Origin of the sequence: Enterobacter cloacae complex sp. 302F9, assembly GCF_050030335.1 — a bacterium.
In the GTDB taxonomy this organism is placed as follows: domain Bacteria; phylum Pseudomonadota; class Gammaproteobacteria; order Enterobacterales; family Enterobacteriaceae; genus Enterobacter; species Enterobacter hormaechei_C.
This window is the reverse complement of record NZ_JBLGUC010000001.1, coordinates 4,741,035-4,767,909: the sequence shown is the minus strand read 5'-3', so window position 1 is coordinate 4,767,909 and position 26,875 is coordinate 4,741,035. Positions and strand designations below refer to the sequence as shown.

General features: G+C 53.1%; 19 protein-coding genes, 1 tRNA gene and 3 rRNA genes. 12 read left to right on the top strand and 11 right to left on the bottom strand.

Annotated elements, in window-relative coordinates:
• Nucleotide 1 precedes the first annotated feature (1 nt).
• Entirely contained in the window at nucleotides 2-994 is a 993-nt protein-coding gene (gene rbsR, locus ACQG0T_RS23080) for a ribose operon transcriptional repressor RbsR (RefSeq protein WP_017694038.1), read from the top strand.
• On the opposite strand, the gene mdtD is transcribed toward rbsR, so the two are convergent.
• The gene (gene mdtD, locus ACQG0T_RS23075) at nucleotides 960-2,393 is read right to left on the bottom strand and encodes a multidrug transporter subunit MdtD (protein ID WP_059295231.1); all 1,434 of its coding nucleotides are present in this window, start codon (nucleotides 2,391-2,393) and stop codon (nucleotides 960-962) included. The two genes, rbsR and mdtD, sit on opposite strands and share 35 nt — an antisense overlap.
• Nucleotides 2,390-3,097: a FadR/GntR family transcriptional regulator gene (locus ACQG0T_RS23070; RefSeq protein ID WP_003862405.1), complete on the bottom strand. Its 708-nt coding sequence runs from the start codon at nucleotides 3,095-3,097 to the stop codon at nucleotides 2,390-2,392. Before ACQG0T_RS23070 ends, mdtD begins: the two co-directional genes overlap by 4 nt.
• 455 nt (nucleotides 3,098-3,552) lie before the next feature.
• Between ACQG0T_RS23070 and ACQG0T_RS23065 the strand changes: the two genes are divergently transcribed.
• From ACQG0T_RS23065 to rrf, 4 genes are all read left to right on the top strand, one after another.
• A 16S ribosomal RNA gene (locus ACQG0T_RS23065) occupies nucleotides 3,553-5,094 on the top strand.
• Nucleotides 5,095-5,178: 84 nt separating this feature from the next.
• Nucleotides 5,179-5,254: transfer RNA gene (locus ACQG0T_RS23060), tRNA-Glu, on the top strand.
• 183 nt (nucleotides 5,255-5,437) lie between these two features.
• Nucleotides 5,438-8,343: ribosomal RNA gene (locus tag ACQG0T_RS23055) — 23S ribosomal RNA — on the top strand.
• 70 nt (nucleotides 8,344-8,413) lie between these two features.
• A 5S ribosomal RNA gene (rrf, locus tag ACQG0T_RS23050) occupies nucleotides 8,414-8,529 on the top strand.
• The 16S, 23S and 5S rRNA genes sit together here with 1 tRNA gene alongside, the layout of an rRNA operon.
• 99 nt (nucleotides 8,530-8,628) lie before the next feature.
• Here rrf and mobB read toward each other — a convergent pair.
• Together mobB and mobA are read right to left on the bottom strand one after the other, a co-directional pair.
• Nucleotides 8,629-9,132, bottom strand: a complete 504-nt coding sequence (mobB, locus tag ACQG0T_RS23045) for a molybdopterin-guanine dinucleotide biosynthesis protein MobB (RefSeq protein ID WP_017694039.1) — start codon at nucleotides 9,130-9,132, stop codon at nucleotides 8,629-8,631.
• A complete protein-coding gene (mobA, locus tag ACQG0T_RS23040; RefSeq protein WP_017694040.1) occupies nucleotides 9,129-9,713 on the bottom strand; it encodes a molybdenum cofactor guanylyltransferase MobA in 585 nt (194 codons plus the stop codon). Before mobA ends, mobB begins: the two co-directional genes overlap by 4 nt.
• 68 nt (nucleotides 9,714-9,781) lie before the next feature.
• On the opposite strand from mobA, the gene ACQG0T_RS23035 reads away from it, so the two are divergent.
• From ACQG0T_RS23035 to dsbA, 3 genes are all read left to right on the top strand, one after another.
• Complete coding sequence (locus ACQG0T_RS23035; RefSeq protein ID WP_003861904.1) at nucleotides 9,782-10,051, top strand: YihD family protein; 270 nt, start codon at nucleotides 9,782-9,784, stop codon at nucleotides 10,049-10,051.
• Nucleotides 10,052-10,126: 75 nt separating this feature from the next.
• Nucleotides 10,127-11,113, top strand: a complete 987-nt coding sequence (locus ACQG0T_RS23030) for a serine/threonine protein kinase (protein ID WP_023304658.1) — start codon at nucleotides 10,127-10,129, stop codon at nucleotides 11,111-11,113.
• A gap of 27 nt (nucleotides 11,114-11,140) precedes the next feature.
• Entirely contained in the window at nucleotides 11,141-11,764 is a 624-nt protein-coding gene (gene dsbA / locus ACQG0T_RS23025; RefSeq protein WP_023304657.1) for a thiol:disulfide interchange protein DsbA, read from the top strand.
• 22 nt (nucleotides 11,765-11,786) lie between these two features.
• Here dsbA and ACQG0T_RS23020 read toward each other — a convergent pair whose 3' ends face one another.
• A complete protein-coding gene (locus ACQG0T_RS23020) occupies nucleotides 11,787-12,695 on the bottom strand; it encodes an acyltransferase (protein ID WP_032620765.1) in 909 nt (302 codons plus the stop codon).
• Nucleotides 12,696-13,134: 439 nt separating this feature from the next.
• Between ACQG0T_RS23020 and polA the strand changes: the two genes are divergently transcribed.
• Complete coding sequence (polA, locus tag ACQG0T_RS23015) at nucleotides 13,135-15,927, top strand: DNA polymerase I (protein ID WP_023304655.1); 2,793 nt, start codon at nucleotides 13,135-13,137, stop codon at nucleotides 15,925-15,927.
• Nucleotides 15,928-16,239: 312 nt separating this feature from the next.
• On the opposite strand, the gene yihA is transcribed toward polA, so the two are convergent.
• Entirely contained in the window at nucleotides 16,240-16,869 is a 630-nt protein-coding gene (gene yihA / locus ACQG0T_RS23010) for a ribosome biogenesis GTP-binding protein YihA/YsxC (RefSeq protein WP_003861913.1), read from the bottom strand.
• A 578-nt stretch (nucleotides 16,870-17,447) separates the two neighbouring features.
• Between yihA and yihI the strand changes: the two genes are divergently transcribed.
• A complete protein-coding gene (gene yihI, locus ACQG0T_RS23005) occupies nucleotides 17,448-17,963 on the top strand; it encodes a Der GTPase-activating protein YihI (RefSeq protein ID WP_015569898.1) in 516 nt (171 codons plus the stop codon).
• 188 nt (nucleotides 17,964-18,151) lie between these two features.
• Nucleotides 18,152-19,525 (top strand): oxygen-independent coproporphyrinogen III oxidase, encoded by a 1,374-nt coding sequence (gene hemN, locus ACQG0T_RS23000; protein ID WP_252051974.1) that lies wholly within the window; start codon nucleotides 18,152-18,154, stop codon nucleotides 19,523-19,525.
• Nucleotides 19,526-19,625: 100 nt separating this feature from the next.
• Here hemN and ACQG0T_RS22995 read toward each other — a convergent pair whose 3' ends face one another.
• From ACQG0T_RS22995 to glnA, 4 genes are all read right to left on the bottom strand, one after another.
• On the bottom strand, nucleotides 19,626-19,736 hold the full coding sequence (locus ACQG0T_RS22995; RefSeq protein ID WP_017382667.1) for a YshB family small membrane protein: 111 nt from the start codon (nucleotides 19,734-19,736) through the stop codon (nucleotides 19,626-19,628).
• A gap of 110 nt (nucleotides 19,737-19,846) precedes the next feature.
• Complete coding sequence (gene glnG, locus ACQG0T_RS22990; protein ID WP_003861919.1) at nucleotides 19,847-21,259, bottom strand: nitrogen regulation protein NR(I); 1,413 nt, start codon at nucleotides 21,257-21,259, stop codon at nucleotides 19,847-19,849.
• 11 nt (nucleotides 21,260-21,270) lie between these two features.
• Complete coding sequence (gene glnL, locus ACQG0T_RS22985) at nucleotides 21,271-22,320, bottom strand: nitrogen regulation protein NR(II) (RefSeq protein WP_003861923.1); 1,050 nt, start codon at nucleotides 22,318-22,320, stop codon at nucleotides 21,271-21,273.
• A gap of 167 nt (nucleotides 22,321-22,487) precedes the next feature.
• Nucleotides 22,488-23,897 carry a glutamate--ammonia ligase gene (gene glnA, locus ACQG0T_RS22980; RefSeq protein ID WP_003861925.1) on the bottom strand — a complete coding sequence of 470 codons (1,410 nt, stop codon included), beginning with the start codon at nucleotides 23,895-23,897 and terminating at the stop codon, nucleotides 22,488-22,490.
• Between the two features lie 377 nt (nucleotides 23,898-24,274).
• Here glnA and typA point away from each other — a divergent pair, with 377 nt between their 5' ends.
• Nucleotides 24,275-26,098 carry a ribosome-dependent GTPase TypA gene (gene typA, locus ACQG0T_RS22975; protein ID WP_006808726.1) on the top strand — a complete coding sequence of 608 codons (1,824 nt, stop codon included), beginning with the start codon at nucleotides 24,275-24,277 and terminating at the stop codon, nucleotides 26,096-26,098.
• Between the two features lie 80 nt (nucleotides 26,099-26,178).
• On the opposite strand, the gene ompL is transcribed toward typA, so the two are convergent.
• Nucleotides 26,179-26,865 carry a porin OmpL gene (gene ompL, locus ACQG0T_RS22970; protein WP_003861929.1) on the bottom strand — a complete coding sequence of 229 codons (687 nt, stop codon included), beginning with the start codon at nucleotides 26,863-26,865 and terminating at the stop codon, nucleotides 26,179-26,181.
• Nucleotides 26,866-26,875: the final 10 nt, after the last annotated feature.

Below are 26,875 nucleotides of genomic sequence, written 5' to 3'. Positions count from 1 at the left end.
CTTGGCCACAATGAAAGATGTCGCCCGTATGGCGGGCGTTTCTACCTCGACTGTCTCCCACGTAATCAATAACGATCGCTTCGTCAGCGAGGCGATTCGGGAGAAAGTTGACGCTGCAATTAAAGAACTCAACTATGCGCCGTCTGCGCTGGCCCGCAGCCTGAAGCTCAACCAGACGCGCACCATCGGCATGCTGATCACGGCCAGTACCAACCCTTTTTATTCTGAACTGGTGCGCGGCGTGGAGCGCAGCTGCTTCGAGCGCGGCTACAGCCTGGTGCTGTGCAATACCGAAGGCGATGAGCAGCGCATGAACCGTAACCTGGAAACGCTGATGCAAAAACGCGTCGACGGGCTGCTGCTGCTCTGTACCGAAACGCATCAACCTTCGAAAGAGATCATCCAGCGTTACCCTTCTATTCCCACGGTGATGATGGACTGGGCGCCGTTCGACGGCACCAGCGATCTGATCCAGGATAACTCGCTGCTGGGCGGCGATATGGCGACTCAGCATCTGATCGATAAAGGTCATACCCGCATTGCCTGTATTACCGGCCCGCTGGATAAAACCCCGGCGCGCCTGCGTCTGGAAGGCTATCTTTCGGCCATGGAACGGGCGGGGCTTGCCATTCCTGATGGCTATCGCATCACCGGCGATTTCGAATTTAACGGTGGATTTGAAGCAATGCAGAAACTGCTGGCGCAAGAGCTGCGCCCGCAGGCGGTGTTTATCGGTAACGATGCGATGGCATTCGGAGCTTATCAGGCGCTGTATCAGGCGGGATTACGTGTTCCGGACGACATGGCGATCGTCGGTTACGATGATATCGAACTGGCGCGCTACATGACGCCGCCGCTGACCACCATCCATCAGCCGAAAGATGAACTGGGCGAGCTGGCCATCGATGTGTTGATCCACCGCATGGCCCAGCCCACGCTGCAACAGCAACGTTTGCAGCTTACTCCTGTTCTGATGGAACGCGGTTCGGTTTAGCCTTCTCTTTGTGACGCTCTTTAATCAGGTTCCGGCCGTCTTTTGGTTTTAACAACATAAAGACCACCGCCGATACCACGGTAAGCGCGCCCATAGTGATAAAGGTATAGTGGAACTGCTCAACGGTATTAGTTCCCTCGAACCCTTCATAAAACCGCAGTACCGCCGCGCTCACGGCAACCCCGAGGCTGATCGACAGCTGTTGAGTGACCGCCAGTACGCTGTTGCCGCTGCTGGCATTCTCGTCGGTGAGGTCCGCAAGAGTGATGGTGTTCATCGACGTAAACTGCGTCGACATGGCCATACCCAGCACAAACAGCGGCAGGATCAGCATCCAGATTGGTAACGCCGCAGATTGCAGGGAGAACTGCGCAATCATCAATCCGATAAAGATCGTCACGCCAACCAGCGTCTTACGATAGCCAAACCAGCGCAGCACCTGCGTGACCGTAGATTTTGCCAGAATTGAGCCCATCGCCGTGGGTGCCATCATGCAGCCAGCAATCAGGGCCGGATAGCCGAAACCGACCTGGAGCATCAGCGGCATCAGGAACGGTACGCAGCCCGTGCCCAGACGCGAGGCAATATTGCCCGCGATCCCGACGGAGAACGTTCGGGTGTTAAACAGAGATAAAGAGATAAGCGGTGTCGGATGGCGACGCGCATGACGAATATATAGAAGTAACAGCAGAATACCGCTGAGGATGACGGCCAGCGCCAGCCACGTCGCTACGATTTTCTCGCCAAACAGCTCCATCCCGCTGGAGAACAGGACCAGGCTCAGGCCAAACAGGAAGAAACCACCCATATCGAAGCTGCGTCTTGGCGTGGTGAAGTTCGGCATATATTTGCGGGCATAAATCAGCCCTGCCACACCAATCGGAATATTAATCAGGAAGATCCAGTGCCAGCTAGCCCAGGTCACCAGTACGCCGCCGAGAACCGGGCCAAGTATCGGGCCGACCAGCCCCGGCATAGTCACAAAGTTGAGCACCGGGAGCAGTTCGCTGCGCGGATAGGCGCGTAATAACGCCAGACGCGCGACGGGCATCATCATCGCGCCGCCTATCCCCTGTAGAACGCGGAAGATAACCAGTTCCGTCAGAGAGGTGGAGAGGGCGCAAGCCAGAGAACCGAGCGTGAACAGCGTCACCGCCAGCATGAACACTTTGCGTGTGCCGAAACGATCGGCCAGCCAGCCGCTGACCGGAATAAGCATCGCCACTGTCAGGGTGTAGCTGATGATGGCGGATTGCATCGCCAGCGGGGAGCGGTTAAGGCTTTGGGCTATGGCGGGAAGGGCGGTATTGAGGATAGTGGCATCCAGTGCCTGCATAAAGAACGCCATGGCTGCAATCCACGGCAGTCCGGCCATACTGCGTGCTTTTTTCTCTGTCATTTATTTACCTGCTGGTGGGTTGGCGCGGCCAGCAACGCCTGGCACGCACTCAGGGCTCGCTGCCCGTCGCTCTCCTGAATGGCATCGACTATCGCCTGATGCAGATCCAGCTTCACCACCTCATCCTGCGTGATAGAGGTAAAGTAAGTGTGGTACACAGAATGGAATAAAGAAGCAAAGGAGGTCAGGAAAGGATTTCCGCTCATATTATAGATATGTTCATGCCAGGCCATATCGACCGCTATCCAGCGCTCGCGGTTAAAGTGCTTTTTCAGATCCACCATCTCTTCCATCAAAGTATTGAGCTGCGCTTTTTGCTCTGCTGTGCCGAGCGTGGCGGCAAGCAGGCAGGCCTGAGGCTCAAGACTGCTGCGCATGACCAGAAAGTGATCGACGACCTGATTAAAGTTATCTTCGGTCATCCACCAGGTGAGTAACTCCTGATCGAGAAAGTTCCAGTTTCCCTGAGGCATAACGCGGGTGCCAATGCGCGGACGTGGAAGCACCATCCCTTTCGCCGTTAATGTTTTTACCGCTTCGCGAACGGCGGTACGGCTAACGCCAAACTGATCTCCCAGCTCCATCTCGCTGGGCAGGATGCTACCTGGAGCATATTTACCCGCTAAGATCAGCTGCGCCAGTTTCTCTGCCAGCACATAGGACAGGTTTTTTTGAGCTGCCAGCTGTTGTGCGCTTAATGGCATCGCTTTTATTCCTTAAATATTGATGCGGTTAATTATGCCATCTCAGGTGTGATTGTGGTTGCAGATACATCAAATAGAACAATTTGTAGCTTGAACTCATCGCTTTTGGTGAAAAAAAACACGGTCAGAAACTTTTTTTAAATTTCCTCTTGTCACTTCAGAAGAACTCCCTATAATGCGCCTCCACTGACACGGAACAACGGCACGCAAGCCGCCGGGTCAGCAGAGAAAAGCAAAACAAACGCTTGACTCTGAAGCGGGAAAGCGTAATATGCACACCCCGCGCCGCAGCGAAAACGAAGCGGCACTGCTCTTTAACAATTTATCAGACAATCTGTGTGGGCACTCAAAGTGACATGGATTCTTAATGTCCTCGGACACTAAATGAATACCAAGTCTCAACGAGTGAACACGTAATTCATTACGAAGTTTAATTCATTGAGCATCAAACTTTTAAATTGAAGAGTTTGATCATGGCTCAGATTGAACGCTGGCGGCAGGCCTAACACATGCAAGTCGAACGGTAACAGGAAGCAGCTTGCTGCTTTGCTGACGAGTGGCGGACGGGTGAGTAATGTCTGGGAAACTGCCTGATGGAGGGGGATAACTACTGGAAACGGTAGCTAATACCGCATAACGTCGCAAGACCAAAGAGGGGGACCTTCGGGCCTCTTGCCATCGGATGTGCCCAGATGGGATTAGCTAGTAGGTGGGGTAACGGCTCACCTAGGCGACGATCCCTAGCTGGTCTGAGAGGATGACCAGCCACACTGGAACTGAGACACGGTCCAGACTCCTACGGGAGGCAGCAGTGGGGAATATTGCACAATGGGCGCAAGCCTGATGCAGCCATGCCGCGTGTATGAAGAAGGCCTTCGGGTTGTAAAGTACTTTCAGCGGGGAGGAAGGCGATAAGGTTAATAACCTTGTCGATTGACGTTACCCGCAGAAGAAGCACCGGCTAACTCCGTGCCAGCAGCCGCGGTAATACGGAGGGTGCAAGCGTTAATCGGAATTACTGGGCGTAAAGCGCACGCAGGCGGTCTGTCAAGTCGGATGTGAAATCCCCGGGCTCAACCTGGGAACTGCATTCGAAACTGGCAGGCTAGAGTCTTGTAGAGGGGGGTAGAATTCCAGGTGTAGCGGTGAAATGCGTAGAGATCTGGAGGAATACCGGTGGCGAAGGCGGCCCCCTGGACAAAGACTGACGCTCAGGTGCGAAAGCGTGGGGAGCAAACAGGATTAGATACCCTGGTAGTCCACGCCGTAAACGATGTCGACTTGGAGGTTGTGCCCTTGAGGCGTGGCTTCCGGAGCTAACGCGTTAAGTCGACCGCCTGGGGAGTACGGCCGCAAGGTTAAAACTCAAATGAATTGACGGGGGCCCGCACAAGCGGTGGAGCATGTGGTTTAATTCGATGCAACGCGAAGAACCTTACCTACTCTTGACATCCAGAGAACTTAGCAGAGATGCTTTGGTGCCTTCGGGAACTCTGAGACAGGTGCTGCATGGCTGTCGTCAGCTCGTGTTGTGAAATGTTGGGTTAAGTCCCGCAACGAGCGCAACCCTTATCCTTTGTTGCCAGCGGTTAGGCCGGGAACTCAAAGGAGACTGCCAGTGATAAACTGGAGGAAGGTGGGGATGACGTCAAGTCATCATGGCCCTTACGAGTAGGGCTACACACGTGCTACAATGGCGCATACAAAGAGAAGCGACCTCGCGAGAGCAAGCGGACCTCATAAAGTGCGTCGTAGTCCGGATTGGAGTCTGCAACTCGACTCCATGAAGTCGGAATCGCTAGTAATCGTGGATCAGAATGCCACGGTGAATACGTTCCCGGGCCTTGTACACACCGCCCGTCACACCATGGGAGTGGGTTGCAAAAGAAGTAGGTAGCTTAACCTTCGGGAGGGCGCTTACCACTTTGTGATTCATGACTGGGGTGAAGTCGTAACAAGGTAACCGTAGGGGAACCTGCGGTTGGATCACCTCCTTACCTTAAAGAACCTGCCTTTGTAGTGCTCACACAGATTGTCTGATGAAAAGTAAATAGCAAGGCGTCTTGCGATTGAGACTGTACGTCCCCTTCGTCTAGAGGCCCAGGACACCGCCCTTTCACGGCGGTAACAGGGGTTCGAATCCCCTAGGGGACGCCACTTGCTGGTTCGTGAGTGAAAGTCACCTGCCTTAATATCTCAAAACTGACTTGCGAGTCATGTTTGAGATATTTGCTCTTTAAAAATCTGGATCAAGCTGAAAATTGAAACGACACACAGCTCATGTGTGTTCGAGTCTCTCAAATTTTCGCAATCAGAAGATGAAACATCTTCGGGTTGTGAGGTTAAGCGACTAAGCGTACACGGTGGATGCCCTGGCAGTCAGAGGCGATGAAGGACGTGCTAATCTGCGAAAAGCGCCGGCGAGGTGATATGAACCCTTGACCCGGCGATGTCCGAATGGGGAAACCCAGTGCAATCCGTTGCACTATCGTTAACTGAATACATAGGTTAACGAGGCGAACCGGGGGAACTGAAACATCTAAGTACCCCGAGGAAAAGAAATCAACCGAGATTCCCCCAGTAGCGGCGAGCGAACGGGGAGCAGCCCGGAGTCTGAATCAGCTTGTGTGTTAGTGGAACGGTCTGGAAAGTCCGACGGTACAGGGTGATAGTCCCGTACACGAAAGCACACATGCTGTGAACTCGAAGAGTAGGGCGGGACACGTGGTATCCTGTCTGAATATGGGGGGACCATCCTCCAAGGCTAAATACTCCTGACTGACCGATAGTGAACCAGTACCGTGAGGGAAAGGCGAAAAGAACCCCGGCGAGGGGAGTGAAAAAGAACCTGAAACCGTGTACGTACAAGCAGTGGGAGCCTCTTTATGGGGTGACTGCGTACCTTTTGTATAATGGGTCAGCGACTTATATTCTGTAGCAAGGTTAACCGTATAGGGGAGCCGAAGGGAAACCGAGTCTTAACTGGGCGTTAAGTTGCAGGGTATAGACCCGAAACCCGGTGATCTAGCCATGGGCAGGTTGAAGGTTGGGTAACACTAACTGGAGGACCGAACCGACTAATGTTGAAAAATTAGCGGATGACCTGTGGCTGGGGGTGAAAGGCCAATCAAACCGGGAGATAGCTGGTTCTCCCCGAAAGCTATTTAGGTAGCGCCTCGTGAACTCATCTTCGGGGGTAGAGCACTGTTTCGGCTAGGGGGCCATCCCGGCTTACCAACCCGATGCAAACTACGAATACCGAAGAATGTTATCACGGGAGACACACGGCGGGTGCTAACGTCCGTCGTGAAGAGGGAAACAACCCAGACCGCCAGCTAAGGTCCCAAAGTCATGGTTAAGTGGGAAACGATGTGGGAAGGCACAGACAGCCAGGATGTTGGCTTAGAAGCAGCCATCATTTAAAGAAAGCGTAATAGCTCACTGGTCGAGTCGGCCTGCGCGGAAGATGTAACGGGGCTAAACCATGCACCGAAGCTGCGGCAGCGACGCTTATGCGTTGTTGGGTAGGGGAGCGTTCTGTAAGCCGTTGAAGGTGTGCTGTGAGGCATGCTGGAGGTATCAGAAGTGCGAATGCTGACATAAGTAACGATAAAGCGGGTGAAAAGCCCGCTCGCCGGAAGACCAAGGGTTCCTGTCCAACGTTAATCGGGGCAGGGTGAGTCGACCCCTAAGGCGAGGCCGAAAGGCGTAGTCGATGGGAAACAGGTTAATATTCCTGTACTTGGTGTTACTGCGAAGGGGGGACGGAGAAGGCTATGTCAGCCGGGCGACGGTTGTCCCGGTTTAAGCATGTAGGCGGAGGTTCCAGGTAAATCCGGTACCTTATTAACGCTGAGGTGTGATGACGAGGCACTACGGTGCTGAAGTGATAAATGCCCTGCTTCCAGGAAAAGCCTCTAAGCATCAGGTAACACGAAATCGTACCCCAAACCGACACAGGTGGTCAGGTAGAGAATACCAAGGCGCTTGAGAGAACTCGGGTGAAGGAACTAGGCAAAATGGTGCCGTAACTTCGGGAGAAGGCACGCTGATGTGTAGGTGAAGCCCCTGCGGGTGGAGCTGAAATCAGTCGAAGATACCAGCTGGCTGCAACTGTTTATTAAAAACACAGCACTGTGCAAACACGAAAGTGGACGTATACGGTGTGACGCCTGCCCGGTGCCGGAAGGTTAATTGATGGGGTTAGCGGCAACGCGAAGCTCTTGATCGAAGCCCCGGTAAACGGCGGCCGTAACTATAACGGTCCTAAGGTAGCGAAATTCCTTGTCGGGTAAGTTCCGACCTGCACGAATGGCGTAATGATGGCCAGGCTGTCTCCACCCGAGACTCAGTGAAATTGAACTCGCTGTGAAGATGCAGTGTACCCGCGGCAAGACGGAAAGACCCCGTGAACCTTTACTATAGCTTGACACTGAACACTGGTCCTTGATGTGTAGGATAGGTGGGAGGCTTTGAAGCGTGGACGCCAGTCTGCGTGGAGCCAACCTTGAAATACCACCCTTTAATGGCTGGTGTTCTAACGTAGACCCGTTACCCGGGTTGCGGACAGTGTCTGGTGGGTAGTTTGACTGGGGCGGTCTCCTCCCAAAGAGTAACGGAGGAGCACGAAGGTTGGCTAATCCTGGTCGGACATCAGGAGGTTAGTGCAATGGCATAAGCCAGCTTGACTGCGAGCGTGACGGCGCGAGCAGGTGCGAAAGCAGGTCATAGTGATCCGGTGGTTCTGAATGGAAGGGCCATCGCTCAACGGATAAAAGGTACTCCGGGGATAACAGGCTGATACCGCCCAAGAGTTCATATCGACGGCGGTGTTTGGCACCTCGATGTCGGCTCATCACATCCTGGGGCTGAAGTAGGTCCCAAGGGTATGGCTGTTCGCCATTTAAAGTGGTACGCGAGCTGGGTTTAGAACGTCGTGAGACAGTTCGGTCCCTATCTGCCGTGGGCGCTGGAGAATTGAGGGGGGCTGCTCCTAGTACGAGAGGACCGGAGTGGACGCATCACTGGTGTTCGGGTTGTCATGCCAATGGCACTGCCCGGTAGCTAAATGCGGAAGAGATAAGTGCTGAAAGCATCTAAGCACGAAACTTGCCCCGAGATGAGTTCTCCCTGAGACTTTAAGTCTCCTGAAGGAACGTTAAAGACGATGACGTTGATAGGTCGGGTGTGTAAGCGCAGCGATGCGTTGAGCTAACCGATACTAATGAACCGTGAGGCTTAACCTTACAACGCCGAAGCTGTTTTGGCGAAGAGACAGACACGATTTTCAGCCTGATACAGATTAAACAGAATTTGCCTGGCGGCTGTAGCGCGGTGGTCCCACCTGACCCCATGCCGAACTCAGAAGTGAAACGCCGTAGCGCCGATGGTAGTGTGGGGTCTCCCCATGTGAGAGTAGGGAACTGCCAGGCATCAAACAAGTGAAGAGGCCATCCGGAAGGATGGCCTTTTTGCGTTTGTACGTCGAAAAACGGCAGGCCGGGCAAGGCGAAGCCGCCACCCGGCAGATCTCAGACTGCACACCACGCCAAAATAAACGCTGCAATCCCCTCCACATTATTCAAATCCAGAACCGGTACTTCCAGCGACAATGCAACGTCACTGGCCACGGCAATCACATGCTCATCCAGCATTAGTTCGCTAACATCATGCCCGGCGCCGTTTCTGAACAGCAAGATCTTAGGCACGGCCTCATGCTTAAATCCCTCAACCAGCACCAGATCCAGCGTGGAGTGATCCATCCGGCTGACAAGATAAGCGAGATCCAGCGGTGCTTCATCCGGTGTTTCTGTCATTAACGCCCAGCGCTGGTTACTCGCCACCATCGTTTGTGCAGCGCCAGCCTTACGCAGCTCATAGCTATCTTTCCCCGGCTTATCGACATCCATGTTATGGTGCGTATGCTTAATCAATCCGGGACGAATGCCTTTGGCGCAAAGTGCAGGTATTAGTTTTTTTAGCAGCGTAGTCTTCCCGGTGCCACTCCAGGCAGAGATCGCTAATACGGGTATCATTTCTTCTCCTGCATTATCTGCAAATCTTCCGTCGTGTTTACATTCACAAACGCCGATTTCATGTCGCTGAAATCAACGGAATGCCCTCCGGACTGACGCATAAATACCATGACGCGCCGCTCTCCTGCGGCCAGGTAATCTTCCAGCGCGGATATTAACGAGCGATTAATCAATGCGATCGTTGGATGGTCGCGTTCACCGTCGTGTACCCAGACGACGGGAGCACCACCGCGCCGCTGCACCAGACGTTCAACCAGGCAGGACGGGATGAAGGGCGTATCACATGAACAAAAGAGAAACCACTCTCCATGCGACTGCTGCATAACGGAAAGCATTCCCGCCAGCGGACCGGGGTAGTCCACCAGGTTATCCTGATAAACCGGATACCCGCTGCGCTGATAAATATCAACATGTCGGTTAGCGCTGATCGCCATCGAGGACACCTGATCTGCAAGCGTATCAGCAACATGCTGCCATAATGGTGTGTTGTTCAGGAGCTGAAGCCCCTTATCCTTTCCGCCCATTCGCGTTGCCCTGCCCCCGGCCAGAACAACTCCGATGATTTCCTGGCATTGATTCACGAATATCGCCTCTTTTATTGTGGGATTGACCCTGCTAACGTGTCTCTCTAAATGAAAGGAGCACTACCATGAAATGTAAACGTCTTAATGAAGTCATTGAGCTTCTCCAGCCGGCCTGGCAAAAAGAGCCAGAGCTGAATCTGATGCAATTTTTACAGAAACTGGCGAAAGAGTCAGGTTTTGATGGCGAACTGGCAGACCTTTCTGACGACATCCTGATCTACCACCTGAAAATGCGTGACTCGGCTAAAGATGCTGTTATTCCTGGCATTCAGAAAGATTATGAAGAGGATTTTAAAACCGCATTACTGCGTGCCCGAGGCGTAATTAAAGAGTAAAAGCTTGTAAGCGGAGCCACCGAAATCGCCACAAGATGATATCCTGAATCATTCGTATAATTTCCGGATGATCGGATGAACGACCAGGCTTTTACTTTCCAGACACTACACCCGGATACCATTATGGATGCGCTGTTCGAACAGGGTATTCGGGTGGATTCCGGGTTAACCCCTTTAAACAGCTACGAAAACCGTGTCTACCAATTTCAGGACGAAGAGCGCCAGCGCTTTGTCGTAAAGTTTTACCGTCCACAGCGCTGGTCCGCAGAACAAATTCAGGAAGAGCATCAGTTTGCCCACGATCTGCTGGATGACGATGTTCCCGTTGCGGCACCCATTAAATTCAATAACCAAACGCTGCTGACCCATCAGGGCTTTTACTACGCGGTATTTCCGAGCCTGGGCGGAAGACAGTTTGAGGCAGATAATATCGATCAGATGGAATGGGTTGCCCGCTATCTGGGGCGCATTCATCAGACGGGACGTAAAAAACCGTTTGTTGCCCGTCCGACGATTGGTGTTCAGGAATATCTTATTGAGCCGCGACAGGTATTCGAAACATCGGCGCTGATCCCGAATGCGCTAAAGGATAATTTCCTCACGGCGACCGATAAGCTTATTGATGCTGTAAAAGCCTGCTGGCTGGATGATATTACTACTCTGCGCCTGCACGGTGACTGCCACGCCGGGAATATTCTCTGGCGCGATGGCCCACTATTTGTCGATCTTGATGACGCACGTATGGGACCCGCGGTGCAGGATCTGTGGATGCTGCTCAACGGTGATAAAGCCGAGCAGCGCATGCAGCTTGAGACCATAATTGAAGCTTATGAAGAATTTAGCCCCTTTAATTCAGACGAAATTGCCTTGATAGAACCTTTACGTGCGATGCGATTTGTTTATTATCTCGCGTGGTTAATCAGGCGTTGGGAAGACCCGGCTTTTCCCCGAAATTTCCCCTGGCTTACCGGGGAGGATTACTGGCGCAACCAGATATCCACATTTACCGCGCAGGTTAAGGTTCTACAGGAACCCCCTTTGCAATTAACGCCGATGTATTAATTGGACACACCCAGGAGAGAGTTAATCATGAAAAAAATTTGGCTGGCGCTGGCTGGTATGATTCTGGCATTTAGCGCAACTGCTGCGCAGTTTACCGACGGCAAGCAGTACATTACGCTGGACAAGCCTGTTGCTGGCGAGCCTCAGGTGTTGGAGTTCTTCTCCTTCTACTGCCCGCACTGCTACGAGTTTGAGCAGGTACTTCATGTTTCTGACAACGTGAAGAAAAAGCTGCCGGAAAGCACCAAAATGACGAAATACCACGTTGAGTTCCTTGGCCCACTGGGTAAAGATCTGACTCAGGCATGGGCGGTCGCGATTGCGCTGGGTGTGGAAGATAAGATCACCGCGCCTATGTTTGAAGCCGTACAGAAAACCCAGACCGTACAAACTACGGCAGATATCCGTAAAGTGTTCGTGGATGCCGGTGTTAAAGGTGAAGACTACGACGCTGCCTGGAACAGTTTCGTGGTGAAATCTCTCGTGGCACAGCAGGAAAAAGCTGCCGCTGACTTCCAGTTGCAGGGCGTGCCGGCGATGTATGTTAACGGCAAATACCAGGTGAATATGCGTGGTATGGACACGACCAGCATGGATATCTTCGTACAACAGTACGCTGATACCGTGAAATACCTGGTTGAGAAAAAGTAACAAACATAAAGAAAAACGCCGGTCACTGACCGGCGTTTTTGTATGAAGATTTAATCTTAGCTATCTGCTCGTCTTTCTCTTTCCAGAGTGTATTAAGCCAAAGCTGGAAACGACGTTTGAAGTTTTTATCGTTGACATAATCCCCGTGCAGTTCAGTGTTGACGGGCATCAGATCAACGCGGACAACGATACGCGTCAGCCTGCCGCTGAGCATATCGTAGAATGGCGTCCTGTCGTTTTCCGGATAGCAGAGCGTTACGTTCAACAATTTATCGAACTGCTCACCCAGCACGTTGAGCGCCATTGCGATGCCCGCAGCCTTTGGCGGCAACAGGTTCTGATAAGGAGAGCGAGTTTGCTGGCGCTTCTCTTCGGTAAAGCGCGATCCTTCGACGAAGTTAACAATGGTGGTGGGATGCGCGCGAAACTTCTCGCAAGAACGGCGCGTGGTTTCCACGTCCTTACCGCGGCGTTCCGGATGACGAATTAAATAGCTGCGTGAATAGCGTTTCATAAACGGCATATCCAGCGCCCAGCAGGCCAGTCCAATGAAAGGCACCCAGGCCAGCTGCTGTTTCAGAAAGTATTTGTTCATCGGAATGTGTTTGCGAAACAGTACGCACAATACAACGATGTCGGCCCAGCTGTGGTGATTGCAGATCAGCAGATACCAGTTCTTTTTGTTCAGCTTCTCCAGCCCCTGAACATCCCACTTCAGCCAGGGGTTCAGATGCAGCAGGATCGCCAGCCCTTCACACCAGCAGTACATCATAAAATTACAAAAAGCAGACACCGCGCGCCATACCGGAGGGACAGGCAGCAGAAGTTTAATTATTCCGGCAACGATGATTGGCACAGAACAGGCGATGGTAACCAGAATAGTTAAAATGACGCTTAACCATAATGTTATCGCTGCGAGTATTCTCGACATAATGAATTTATTCAGATAGTTAGCTGTAATTGAGCAGCCGGCTATCCGGTGCTGGGCGCCGATCTTATCAGAAATTCGCTCAGACCAGGGCGGTTTCACACCAGGAGGCTGCGGTTTTTCCTGCCAGGCAGCGAATTTTTGCATATAGACAGAGTGCTTAAGTCTTATATCCACATAGACTAAATAAACATCAGTGAAGCGCGATCTTAAGTGATCTTATAGCAATGCTTTGATTTTATTATATAAATAAGTTTTCAGTATCACTTTTATAAAGCTGTTATTCACCTGTATTAAAAATATGCACAAACTTATCCACAGTTTTGTTTTGCGAGCGATCTTCCCGATCGCAAAATCTTTTTCTGTATAAAGCGCTAAAACCTGATGTTTTCATCCTTCTGTGGCATCCTTTACCCATAAATTCATAAAAGGCACGGACATTATGGTTCAGATCCCAGAAAACCCACTTATACTCGTCGATGGCTCTTCTTACCTGTATCGGGCGTATCATGCGTTTCCTCCTCTGACCAACAGCGCAGGGGAACCTACCGGCGCAATGTACGGCGTGCTGAATATGCTTCGCAGCCTGATTCTGCAATACCACCCAACCCATGCGGCCGTGGTGTTTGATGCGAAGGGTAAAACCTTCCGCGATGAATTATTTGAGCATTACAAATCTCACCGTCCCCCTATGCCTGACGATCTGCGTGCGCAAATTGAACCGTTGCACGCTATGGTGAAAGCGATGGGGCTGCCACTGCTGGCGGTCTCAGGCGTTGAAGCTGATGACGTAATTGGTACCCTGGCGCGCGAAGCGGAAAAAGCAGGCCGCCCGGTTCTGATCAGTACCGGTGATAAAGACATGGCGCAGCTGGTAACGCCCGGGATCACGCTGATCAACACCATGACAAACACCATTCTTGGCCCGGAAGAAGTGGTCGCCAAATATGGCGTGCCGCCAGAGCTCATTATTGATTTCCTCGCCCTGATGGGCGATTCCTCGGATAACATTCCTGGCGTACCGGGCGTAGGCGAAAAAACAGCTCAGGCGCTGCTGCAAGGGCTGGGCGGGCTGGATACGCTGTATGCAGAACCCGACAAAATTGCCGGTCTTACCTTCCGTGGCGCAAAAACCATGGCCGGAAAGCTCGCCGATAACAAAGAGGTGGCTTATCTCTCCTATCAGTTGGCCACCATCAAAACTGACGTAGAGCTGGAGCTTACCTGCGAGCAGCTGGAAGTGCAGGAACCCGCCGCCGACGAACTGCTTGGCCTGTTCAGAAAATACGAATTTAAACGCTGGACCGCGGATGTTGAAGCCGGGAAATGGCTTCAGGCGAAAGGGGCTAAACCTGCGGCGAAGCCGAAAGAGACCATTGTTGTCGATGCCGAAGAGCAGGCAGAAGAAGAGGCGGCAGCGCTCTCCTTCGACAACTATGAAACCATCCTTGAAGAGTCACGGCTCGTCGCCTGGATTGAAAAGCTGAAAAAAGCGCCAGTATTTGCTTTCGATACCGAAACGGACAGCCTCGATAACATTACGGCCAATATGGTGGGCCTGTCATTCGCAACGGAGCCGGGTATTGCAGCCTATGTTCCGGTGGCTCACGACTATCTGGATGCGCCGGAGCAAATCTCCCGCGAGCGCGCCTTAGAACTGCTGAAGCCGATTCTGGAAGACGAGAAAGCGCTGAAGGTCGGGCAAAACCTGAAGTACGACCGCGGTATTCTGCAAAACTACGGCATTGAGCTGCGTGGTATCGCTTTTGACACCATGCTGGAATCTTACATTCTGGACAGCGTGGCGGGCCGCCATGATATGGATTCCTTATCCGATCGTTGGCTGAAACACAAAACCATCACCTTTGAAGAAATTGCCGGGAAGGGCAAAAATCAGCTGACCTTTAACCAGATCGCGCTGGAAGAAGCAGGCCGCTACGCCGCGGAAGACGCTGACGTCACGCTACAGCTGCATCTCAAAATGTGGCCGAAATTGCAGAAGCACGAAGGGCCGCTGAATGTGTTCCAGAACATTGAGATGCCGCTGGTGCCTGTGCTGTCCCGCATTGAGCGCAATGGCGTTAAAATCGACCCAACGGTGCTGCATAACCACTCTGGTGAGCTGGCGCAGCGCCTGACCGAGCTTGAACAGAAAGCGCATGAGCTTGCTGGCGAGGCATTTAACCTGTCTTCACCGAAACAGCTGCAAACCATCCTGTTTGAAAAACAGGGTATCAAGCCGCTGAAGAAAACCCCGGGTGGCGCCCCTTCAACGTCTGAAGAGGTGCTGGAAGAGCTGGCGCTGGACTATCCGCTGCCAAAAGTTATTCTGCAATACCGTGGTCTGGCTAAGCTGAAATCGACCTATACCGACAAACTGCCGTTGATGATCAACCCGAAAACGGGCCGCGTGCACACCTCCTATCACCAGGCTGTGGCGGCGACCGGGCGACTTTCGTCAACCGATCCCAACCTTCAAAACATTCCGGTGCGTAATGAAGAGGGCCGTCGTATTCGCCAGGCTTTCATTGCGCCAGAGGATTACCTGATTGTCTCCGCGGACTACTCGCAAATCGAACTGCGTATTATGGCGCACCTGTCACGCGACAAAGGCCTGCTGACGGCCTTTGCCGAAGGGAAGGACATCCACCGGGCAACCGCTGCCGAAGTGTTTGGGCTGCCGCTGGAGAGCGTGACAAACGAGCAGCGTCGTAGTGCAAAAGCGATCAACTTCGGTCTGATTTACGGCATGAGTGCCTTTGGTCTTTCACGCCAGCTCAATATCCCGCGTAAAGAGTCGCAGAAGTATATGGATCTCTACTTCGAGCGGTATCCGGGCGTGCTGGAATATATGGAACGTACCCGCGCACAGGCGAAAGAGAAAGGCTACGTTGAAACGCTGGATGGCCGTCGTCTCTACCTTCCGGACATCAAATCCAGCAACGCCGCGCGCCGGGCTGGTGCTGAACGTGCTGCGATCAACGCCCCTATGCAGGGCACTGCGGCGGACATCATTAAACGCGCAATGATTGCCGTCGATGCCTGGCTCGAAAAAGAGAAACCGCGCGTGAAAATGATCATGCAGGTACACGATGAACTGGTCTTTGAAGTTCATAAAGACGATCTGGAGACGGTCTCTCAGAAGATCCATGAACTGATGGAAAACAGCATGAAGCTGGACGTACCATTGCTGGTGGAAGTGGGTAGCGGCGAAAACTGGGATCAGGCTCACTAAGGGTTATCGGAATAACGCGCGTTTTATGTAAGTAAGCAACATAAGTACGCGCGTTTTGTGACGATCATTAGAATTCCCTATGTAAAGAATGAAAAAAAACTACAAAAAGTGCTTTGTCCAGCGATAAAAAAAGAGTAGAGTTAACGACGTAGGGTACAGAGGTAAGATGTTCTATCTTTCAGACCTTTTACTTCACGTAATCGGATTTGGCTGAATATTTTAGCCGCCCCAGTCAGTAATGACTGGGGCGTTTTTTATTGCGGCAAAGAAAGTTTCAGGCGAAAAAAAGCGCGGTCATCGCCGCGCCTGTTGTTACTCTGCTTCCGCTTCAGTCGCCGGTTCCAGATCGTTAAACCAGCTGTCGAGCTTCTGTCGCAGTTTATCCACGCCCTGCTTTTTCAGCGAGGAGAACGGTTCAACCTGTACATCACCGTTGAATGCCAGCACCGCTTCACGAACCTTGTTCACCTGCGCCTTGCGCGCGCCGCTTGCCAGCTTATCCGCTTTTGTCAGCAGCACCAGCACCGCAATATCGCTTGCCACCGCCCAGTCAATCATCTGCTGGTCGAGATCTTTTAGCGGATGACGAATATCCATCAGCACCACCAGACCTTTCAGACACATGCGTTTTTCCAGGTATTCGCCCAGCGCACGCTGCCATTTGATCTTCATCTCTTCCGGTACCTGCGCGTAACCGTAGCCCGGTAAATCGACCAGGCGTTTGCCTTCAGCCACTTCAAACAGGTTAATCAGCTGAGTACGGCCAGGTGTTTTCGAGGTACGCGCCAGGTTTTTCTGATTGGTGAGCGTATTCAGGGCACTGGATTTTCCCGCATTGGAGCGGCCAGCAAATGCCACTTCAATCCCTGTGTCTGAGGGCAGGTGGCGAATATCGGGCGCACTGGTGACAAAATGCGTCTGTTGGTAGTTCCAGGTAGTCACGTGGTCGTCTCCAAAAATCGTAATCTGCGGGGATTATACCTGAATGCGGGCAAAAGGCTTTTCCCTTCGTCATTGACATGTAAGTGAAAGCCCTACGGAATGTAAGAGATCTGCCCTAAAGCGTATGAGAAATTTAAGAGAAATCGCAGGCGCTAAAAAACTCAAAATATTAAAATTCAAAGAGTTATTAATGAGTAATTATCTGAAAATCCGGTTTTGTACCTTTTCATAGCTTGTTAGTTTAAGGGAACAAGGTAAAAGTGTGCCAGGGCGAGGATGCCAACAGGATAACGACTTAAGGATAAGGGTCAGGAGCGCCAGGAGGCGAAGACTCAGGATTGTCAGGACGACCGGCGCCTGGAGGCGTTTTTAACAGGAAACGGAACCGTATCACGGACGGTAGTAGCCAAGGGATAAACAGGGTTTGTTGCAGGCAAACAGGGAATGTCTGACCCGTTAAGGGTTGTGAGTCAGGAAAAAAGGCGACAGATTGCTCTGTCGCCTTTTTTCTTTGCTTGCTTTCTGCTAGATTTCGCCGCAATTCTATACTGAAGAAAACGACTTAAAGATAAAACATCATGAAAAAACCGACCTCCGCTGCGGGCGTGAAACGCCCTGCAAAAGCACGCCGCAAAACGCGCGAAGAACTGAATCAGGAAGCGCGCGATCGCAAACGCGATAAAAAACATCGTGGCCATGCTGCGGGTAGCCGTGCTAACGGTGGCGGTGCCGCAGGCGCTTCTGCAAAAGGCAAACAGCAGAAAGATCCTCGTATCGGCAGTAAAACTCCCATTCCACTGGGCGTGACAGACACGCCGGTCACTAAGCAGCACAAACCAAAGAGCGAGAAACCTATGCTTTCACCGCAGGCTGAGCTGGATATGCTGGAGAACGATGAGCGCCTGGATGCGCTGCTGGAACGTCTTGAAGAGGGTGAAACCCTGACCGCTGAAGAGCAGTCCTGGGTGGACGCCAAACTGGACCGCATTGATGAACTGATGCAGAAGCTGGGTCTGTCCTACGATGATGAAGAAGACGAAGAGGAAGATGAAAAGCAGGAAGATATGATGCGTCTGCTGAAAGGTGGAAACTAACATTTGCACCCGGCAGGTACACTCGTCCTGCTTATAACCCTTCCGGTTATATGTTATCTGGTGTGGTTATTCGTTAAACTACGGCGGTTGTCGCGGCGACAGAAGTGGCTGCGCACCCGAATGATGTCCCGCAACGGGACCAGAACGGGCCGCTGTATACGAACGCGACACCAACGGAAGGAGTGAGCATGTCTGTACCATCTATCGACTGGGATTTGGCCCTGATCCAGAAATATAACTATTCCGGGCCGCGTTATACCTCATACCCCACCGCGCTGGAGTTTTCTGACGCTTTCGGCGAGGCGGATTTTCAGCAAGCTGTGGCGCGCTATCCCGAGCGCCCGCTGTCGCTCTACGTCCATATTCCGTTCTGCCATAAGCTCTGCTACTTCTGCGGCTGCAATAAAATCGTTACCCGCCAGCAGCACAAAGCCGATCAATACCTCGATGCGCTCGAACAGGAAATTCTGCACCGCGCACCGCTGTTTAAAGGGCGTCACGTCAGCCAACTTCACTGGGGCGGTGGTACGCCAACTTATCTGAATAAAGCGCAGATCAGCCGCCTGATGGCGCTGCTGCGCGGCAATTTTAGTTTTAACGACGACGCCGAAATTTCGATCGAGGTCGATCCGCGTGAAATCGAGCTGGATGTGCTGGATCATTTACGTGCCGAAGGTTTCAACCGCCTGAGTATGGGCGTACAGGACTTCAACAAAGAAGTACAGCGCCTGGTAAACCGCGAGCAGGACGAAGCGTTTATCTTTGCCTTACTCAACCATGCGCGTGAAATCGGCTTTACCTCAACGAATATAGACCTGATTTACGGCCTGCCGAAGCAGACGCCGGAGAGCTTCGCCTACACGCTTAAACGCGTGGCTGAGCTTAACCCGGACCGTCTGAGCGTCTTTAACTATGCGCACCTGCCGACGCTGTTCGCCGCTCAGCGCAAAATCAAAGATGCGGATCTGCCTTCCGCCCAGCAGAAGCTGGACATTTTGCAGGAGACCATCGCCTCGCTGACCGAAACCGGCTATCAGTTTATCGGAATGGATCACTTTGCCCGCCCTGACGATGAGCTGGCGATTGCCCAGCGCGAAGGTGTTCTCCACCGTAACTTCCAGGGCTACACCACCCAGGGCGATACCGATCTGCTCGGAATGGGCGTCTCCGCCATCAGCATGATTGGCGACTGCTACGCCCAGAATCAGAAAGAGCTGAAGCTGTACTATCAGCAGATAGACGAAACCGGCAACGCGCTGTGGCGCGGCATTGCGCTAACGCGCGACGACTGCATCCGTCGGGACGTGATTAAGGCGCTTATCTGCAACTTCCGTCTCGAATTTCGCGAGGTGGAGTCGCAATGGGATCTGCAATTCAGCGATTACTTTGCCGAAGACCTGAAGCTTCTGGCGCCGCTGGAGAAAGACGGGCTGGTGGATGTGTCGGAGAGTGCGGTTGTCGTCACGCCGAAAGGACGTCTGTTGATTCGTAATATCTGCATGTGCTTCGATGCCTATCTGCGTCAGAAGGCGCGTTTACAGCAGTTCTCGCGGGTGATTTGAGCTGCAATGCCGGGTGGCGCTTCGCTTACCCGGCCTACATCTCGCACTTATGTAGGCCGGGTAAGGCGAAGCCGCCACCCGGCTTTTCATCAACAGCTCGTTAGCTAAACAGCCCAACCAGTGCCGCACACAATACCGCCGCAACGGCAGTTTGTGGCGTGTGGCTTTCTGCTGCTCCGCTCGAAAGCAAAGTCACTAATGATTCCAGCATGATGCTCCCCCCTGTTTCCGGGCACGATCATACAAAACTCATCGGAACAGTAAAGCGCAAAATAACGGCACTTTGCGCTCAATTAGTAACCTTTACACAGCGGAGTAAGATCACTCCATTCCCAGCTCTTTCAGCTTGCGCGTCAGGGTGTTTCGACCCCATCCCAACAGGCGAGCCGCTTCCTGTTTGTGGCCCTGGGTATGACGAAGCGCGGTAGTCAACAGCGTGCGCTCCATCTCAGGCTGCGCTTCGGAGAGCAGATTTTGATGACCGGAACGCAGCGCGCGATCTGCCCACTGCGCCAGCAGCGTCGCCCAGCTGTCCGGCAGCGCATGTCCGGCGGTGCTTTCGGGCACGGTGGCTTCAAACAGCTCGGCGGGGAGATCCTGAATCAACACTTCCTGTCCGGCGGCCATCACGGTCAGCCAGCGACAGGTGTTTTCCAGCTGACGCACGTTGCCCGGCCACGCCAGACGGGTGAGGGCGGCATCCGTTTCCGGATGAAGCTGCTTGGCTTCCACGCCCAGCTCGCGGGCCGCCACTTGCAGGAAATGGCGCGCCAGACGCGGGATATCTTCCCGACGCTCGCGCAGCGGCGGGAGGTGGACGCGGATCACGTTCAGACGATGGAATAAATCCTCACGGAATTTCCCCTCCTGCACGCGCAGCTCCAGGTTCTGGTGCGTCGCGGCAATAATACGCACGTCCACCTTCACCGGCGCATAGCCGCCCACGCGGTAAAACTGGCCATCTGCCAGCACGCGCAGCAGTCGGGTCTGAACATCCAGCGGCATATCGCCGATTTCATCCAGGAATAGCGTTCCGCCGTCAGCCTGTTCAAAGCGTCCCTGACGAATGGTATTTGCCCCGGTAAACGCCCCTTTTTCGTGGCCGAACAGCTCAGATTCAATCAAATCTTTGGGGATCGCCGCCATGTTCAGGGCGATAAAGGGCGCTTTCGCCCGCGGGCTGTGGCGATGCAGGGCGTGCGCAACCAGCTCTTTACCGGTCCCTGATTCACCGTTAATCAAGACGCTGATAGACGAGCGCGACAGACGCCCGATGATGCGAAACACGTCCTGCATGGCTGGCGCTTCACCGATGATGTCCGTCGTAGGCCCGAAATCCGGCGCGTGACGGGGCTGCTGTTGCTCCTGATAGTGGCTGATGGCGCGTTCGACCAGGGCAACGGCTTCGTCGATATCAAACGGTTTTGGCAGATAATCAAACGCCCCCTGCTGGTAGGCGCTAACGGCGGCATCCAGGTCGGAGTGAGCGGTCATTATGATGACCGGAAGCATAGGGTGGCGCTGTTTGATCTGCTTTAAGAGCGCCAGTCCGTCCATGCCCGGCATGCGAATATCCGAGAGCAGAACGTCCGGCGTTTTGGTGGTGAGTGCGTCGAGCACCTCGCTGCCGCTCTCAAACGTCGTGCAGCTTAATCCCGCTCCTGTGAGCGCGCGTTCAAGCACCCAACGGATGGAGCTATCGTCATCGACTACCCAGACTATCCCTCGTTGCATAAACGTCACCTTTATTTTTTAATCGGCAGGAAAACCGAAAACTCGGTATGTCCCGGCCAACTGGTAAATTCAATTTTGCCGGAGTGTTGGTCAATCAAATTACGGGCTATGGATAACCCCAGCCCGGTGCCGCCTTCGCGACCGCTGACCATCGGGTAGAACAGGGTGTCCTGGAGATGCGGCGGGATCCCCGGCCCGTTATCTTCCACATCAATACGTGCCGCCAGACGATAACGCACGCCGTGCAGCGTCAGCTGGAACGCGGTGCGGGTACGCAGAATAATTTCGCCACCCTCCGGGCCCAGCGCCTGCAACGCGTTACGCACAATGTTCAACAGCACCTGTTCAATCTGGTCCGGATCGTGCGCCAGCTCCGGCAGGCTTGGGTCGTAATCACGCACCAGCGTGACGTTATCCGGCAGCTCCATAGAGACGAGTTTCACCACCCGCTCCGCGACCTTGTGAATGCTTTCTGAAACATGCATCCCCGGCTGCTGCGGCCCGAGCAGGCGATCGACCAGATTACGCAGACGGTCCGCCTGCTCGATAATGACGTTGGTATACTCCGCCAGGGCAGGGTCAGGCAGCGCTTTGGTCAAAAGCTGTGCCGCACCGCGTAAGCCGCCCAGCGGGTTTTTAATTTCATGAGCCAGCCCGCGTACCAGGTCGCGCGCCGCAATCTGCTGAGCATGCTGTAGCTGCTCCTGGCTGAGACGACGCTGGTTATCCATCGGCGCCATTTCCAGCAGAATCATGCCATCTGGCAGGCGCTGTGCGGTGAGGGATAAAATATGCGAGCGTCCGTCAATCACCAGCGTCACTTCGTTATCGGTGAAGCCCTGACCCGCCTGCAAACTCTCCTGCATCAGACCAATATTCAGCGAGAAATAGCTCAGCAGTTCAGGCAGCGGCGTGCCAAACAGTTTACGGGCGCTTTGAGCGAGCAGCTGCTGCGCCGCCGGGTTGGCGTAATGCACCGCCAGCTCGTCGTCGACCAGCAAGATACTGTTAATCAAAGAATTGAGGATCTGCCCAGCATCGGGCAGCGTGCCAGTTGCCATTCAGCAGTCTCCTGGAGTCGTTGCACTATTTTAGTGCAGTATAGCGTTTTAGAGGTAAAAAGCGCGTGAGATCAGGTTGTTGGTGGAGAAAAAAGCCCATCCGAAGATGGGCTAAAGTTTCCACGGCAACTACTCCCGACGCGTATGCGCCGGGTAAAACAAATCAATTAAACGCTGTAGTACAGTTCGAACTCAACCGGGTGCGGCGTCATGCGAACGCGGTCGTTTTCTTCGGTACGCAGCGCGATGTAAGCGTCGATAGCTTCATCGGTGAACACCCCGCCAGCGGTCAGGAACTCACGGTCTGCGTCCAGCGCTTGCAGGGCTTCTTCCAGAGAGCCAGCAACCTGTGGGATCTCTTTCGCTTCTTCTGGCGGCAGGTCGTACAGGTTTTTGTCCATGGCTTCGCCCGGGTGGATCTTGTTCTTGATACCGTCCAGACCGGCCATCAGCAGTGCTGCGAAGCACAGGTATGGGTTAGCCGCCGGGTCCGGGAAGCGCACTTCGATACGACGCGCTTTCGGAGACGCCACCACCGGGATACGGATAGAAGCAGAACGGTTACGGGCAGAGTAAGCCAGCATCACCGGTGCTTCGTAGCCTGGGACCAGACGCTTGTAGGAGTTGGTGGTCGGGTTCGCCAGGGCGTTGATCGCTTTAGCGTGTTTGATAACACCGCCGATGTAGTGCAGCGCCTGCTCAGACAGACCCGCGTATTTGTCGCCAGAGAACAGGTTGGTGCCGTTCTTGGACAGGGACATGTGGCAGTGCATGCCGGAACCGTTGTCGCCGAACATGGGTTTTGGCATGAAGGTCGCGGTTTTACCGAAACGGTGCGCAACGTTGTGCACAACGTATTTGTAGATCTGAATCTCATCCGCTTTCTTGGTCATGGTGTTGAAGCGGGTTGCGATTTCGTTCTGGCCAGCCGTTGCCACTTCGTGGTGGTGCGCTTCAACAACCAGGCCCATCTCTTCCATGATCAGACACATGGTAGAACGGATGTCCTGTGAAGAATCGACCGGAGGAACCGGGAAGTAACCGCCTTTCACGCCCGGACGGTGACCTTTGTTACCACCTTCGTATTTGGTGGAAGAGTTCCATGCGCCTTCGATGTCATCGATAGCGACGTGGGAACCAGAAATGGAAGCACCAAAACGGATGTCATCGAACAGGAAGAACTCTGGCTCTGGCCCGAACAGAACGGTGTCTGCGATACCGGTAGAACGCAGGTACTCTTCAGCGCGTTTTGCGATGGAGCGTGGGTCACGGTCATAGCCTTGCAGCGTGCCAGGTTCCAGGATATCGCAGCGGATGATCAGCGTAGGTTCTTCGTAGAACGGGTCAATGAGCGCAGTGGTTGCATCTGGCATCAGAACCATGTCGGATTCGTTAATGCCTTTCCAGCCGCCAATGGAGGAGCCGTCAAACATTTTGCCTTCTTCAAAGAATTCGGCGTTCACCTGATGAGCAGGGATCGTGACGTGCTGTTCTTTACCTTTGGTATCGGTGAAGCGCAGATCAACAAACTTCACTTCATGTTCGTTCAGCATCGTCAAAACGTGTTCAGCGGACATACTTAACTCTCCAGATTGGTCATTGTCGTCGTGGTAACGAGGTCTTCAAATCGGCTGGGCTGCCATATTTTTACTGTATTTCTGTAAAGCGAAATCTGTGCCAACTTTTAAAACACCCCAAAAAGGCGTTATCATGCGCACCATAGTGCAGAAGGGCTGCACCACATTGGATTTGTTGCACCATTATAGTGCTTCTGTGTGAACATCGAGCACCATATTGGTGCAATTTACGTTAAAGTGCCCTTTTACCGCTCCGTGAAAGCGATCACAAAGCATCTCTGCAATACTTGTTTGCGGGGGATGTTTGTGATCCTGTTTTGTAGTGCGATTAATCCGTGTACAATAACGCGCTATTTCTAAATGCCTGAGGCAAAGTTGTGATCGAAAAATTGCGTAATATCGCCATCATCGCGCACGTCGACCATGGTAAAACTACCCTGGTTGATAAGCTGCTACAGCAGTCCGGTACGTTTGATGCTCGTGCCGAAACTCAAGAGCGTGTGATGGACTCCAACGATTTGGAGAAAGAGCGTGGGATTACCATCCTCGCCAAAAACACCGCTATCAAATGGAATGACTACCGTATCAACATCGTTGATACCCCAGGGCACGCCGACTTCGGTGGTGAAGTTGAGCGCGTGATGTCCATGGTGGATTCCGTGCTGCTGGTGGTTGACGCATTTGATGGCCCTATGCCGCAAACGCGCTTCGTGACCAAAAAAGCATTTGCCCACGGCCTGAAACCTATCGTTGTGATCAACAAGGTTGACCGTCCTGGCGCGCGTCCTGACTGGGTTGTTGACCAGGTCTTCGACCTGTTCGTTAACCTCGACGCGACCGACGAACAGCTGGACTTCCCTATCGTTTATGCGTCTGCGCTGAACGGTATCGCCGGTCTGGATCACGAAGACATGGCGGAAGACATGACTCCGCTGTACCAGACGATTGTTGACCGCGTTCCTGCGCCAAACGTTGACCTGGAAGGCACCCTGCAAATGCAGATCTCTCAGCTCGACTACAACAACTACGTTGGCGTAATCGGCATTGGTCGTATCAAGCGCGGTAAAGTGAAGCCTAACCAGCAGGTCACTATCATCGATAGCGAAGGCAAAACCCGTAACGGTAAAGTCGGTAAAGTTCTGACTCACCTGGGTCTTGAGCGTATCGAGAGCGACATCGCTGAAGCGGGCGACATCATCGCCATCACCGGTCTGGGTGAACTGAACATCTCCGACACCATCTGCGATCCGCAGAACGTCGAAGCGCTGCCAGCCCTGTCCGTTGATGAACCAACCGTATCCATGTTCTTCAACGTCAACACCTCTCCGTTCTGTGGTAAAGAAGGTAAGTTTGTTACCTCTCGTCAGATCCTTGACCGCCTGAACAAAGAGCTGGTGCACAACGTTGCGCTGCGCGTTGAAGAAACCGAAGACGCTGATGCATTCCGCGTTTCGGGTCGTGGTGAGCTGCACCTGTCTGTTCTGATTGAGAACATGCGTCGTGAAGGTTTCGAGATGGCGGTTTCCCGTCCGAAAGTTATCTTCCGCGAAATCGATGGCCGTAAACAAGAGCCATTCGAAAACGTAACGCTGGACGTTGAAGAGCAGCACCAGGGTTCTGTGATGCAGGCACTGGGTGAGCGTAAAGGCGACCTGAAAAACATGAATCCAGATGGCAAAGGCCGCGTACGTCTCGACTACGTGATCCCAAGCCGTGGCCTGATCGGCTTCCGTTCTGAGTTCATGACCATGACTTCCGGTACCGGTCTGCTGTACTCCACCTTCAGCCACTACGACGACGTTCGTCCGGGCGAAGTGGGCCAGCGTAACAACGGCGTGCTGATCTCCAACGGTCAGGGTAAAGCGGTTGCGTTTGCGCTGTTCGGTTTGCAGGATCGCGGTAAGCTGTTCCTGGGTCACGGTGCTGAAGTTTACGAAGGCCAGATCATCGGTATTCACAGCCGTTCTAACGACCTGACGGTAAACTGCCTGACCGGTAAGAAACTGACCAACATGCGTGCGTCCGGTACTGACGAAGCAACGGTTCTGGTTCCACCGATCAAGATGACCCTGGAGCAGGCTCTGGAATTCATCGATGATGACGAACTGGTCGAAGTGACGCCTCAGTCAATTCGTATCCGTAAACGTCACCTGACCGAGAACGATCGTAAACGTGCAATGCGCGGTGCGAAAGAAGAGTAATTCGGTTATGCCGTAGGCCGGGTAAGCGCATGCGCCACCCGGCAACGAAAAAGCCGCTGAGCGATCAGCGGCTTTTTTTATTAGAACGAATACCGCAACCCTAAACGGATCCGGTACTGCTCGCGGTTGTAATCATTCCATCGGTCCAGCCACTGTAGCTCAAGATACGGCAGCCAGTTTCTGTCGATCTTATAGCTGAATTTATTGGTAATTTCCCAGTGATGGTCTTTGCCATTTTTGCTGTGGTAATCATTCACCCGCTGGAAAAAGTGCGGCTCAAAGGTGTAGAAAAACGCATCCGTCACTTTGAAATTCCAGTAGTTGGCAAATTCATGTGTGTCGTTCTTATCCATCTGCCCGTTATAGTCCGGCGTATCGTAATTGTTATGGTTATAGCGATAGCGGAACGTCAGATTAAACCAGTCCGTAAATTTATAGTTAGTATCTAAATAAACCGCGCCACCTGATCCTGCGCTGCTGTCATTAATCAAGCCGCCGGGCTGGAAGGTCAGTTTGTCGGTCGGTTTGAAGAGTGGATACCACCCCTCAATTTCGTTATAGCTGTGCTTCAGTTCGTCCCATTTCCCCACGTTATAAGCGTTGGTGAACATCAGTCCCGCGCCCATATCGAAGTTATAGCCCGCACGCAGGATCACTTCGTGCAGCTCAGAGGCGGTGTTGTAGGCTTCGCGCGTTTCGACATAGGCCCCGGCAAAAACCGGGCAGGACACAGACGACACGATCAGTACGGTGATGATTCTTTTCATAATTAGTCCA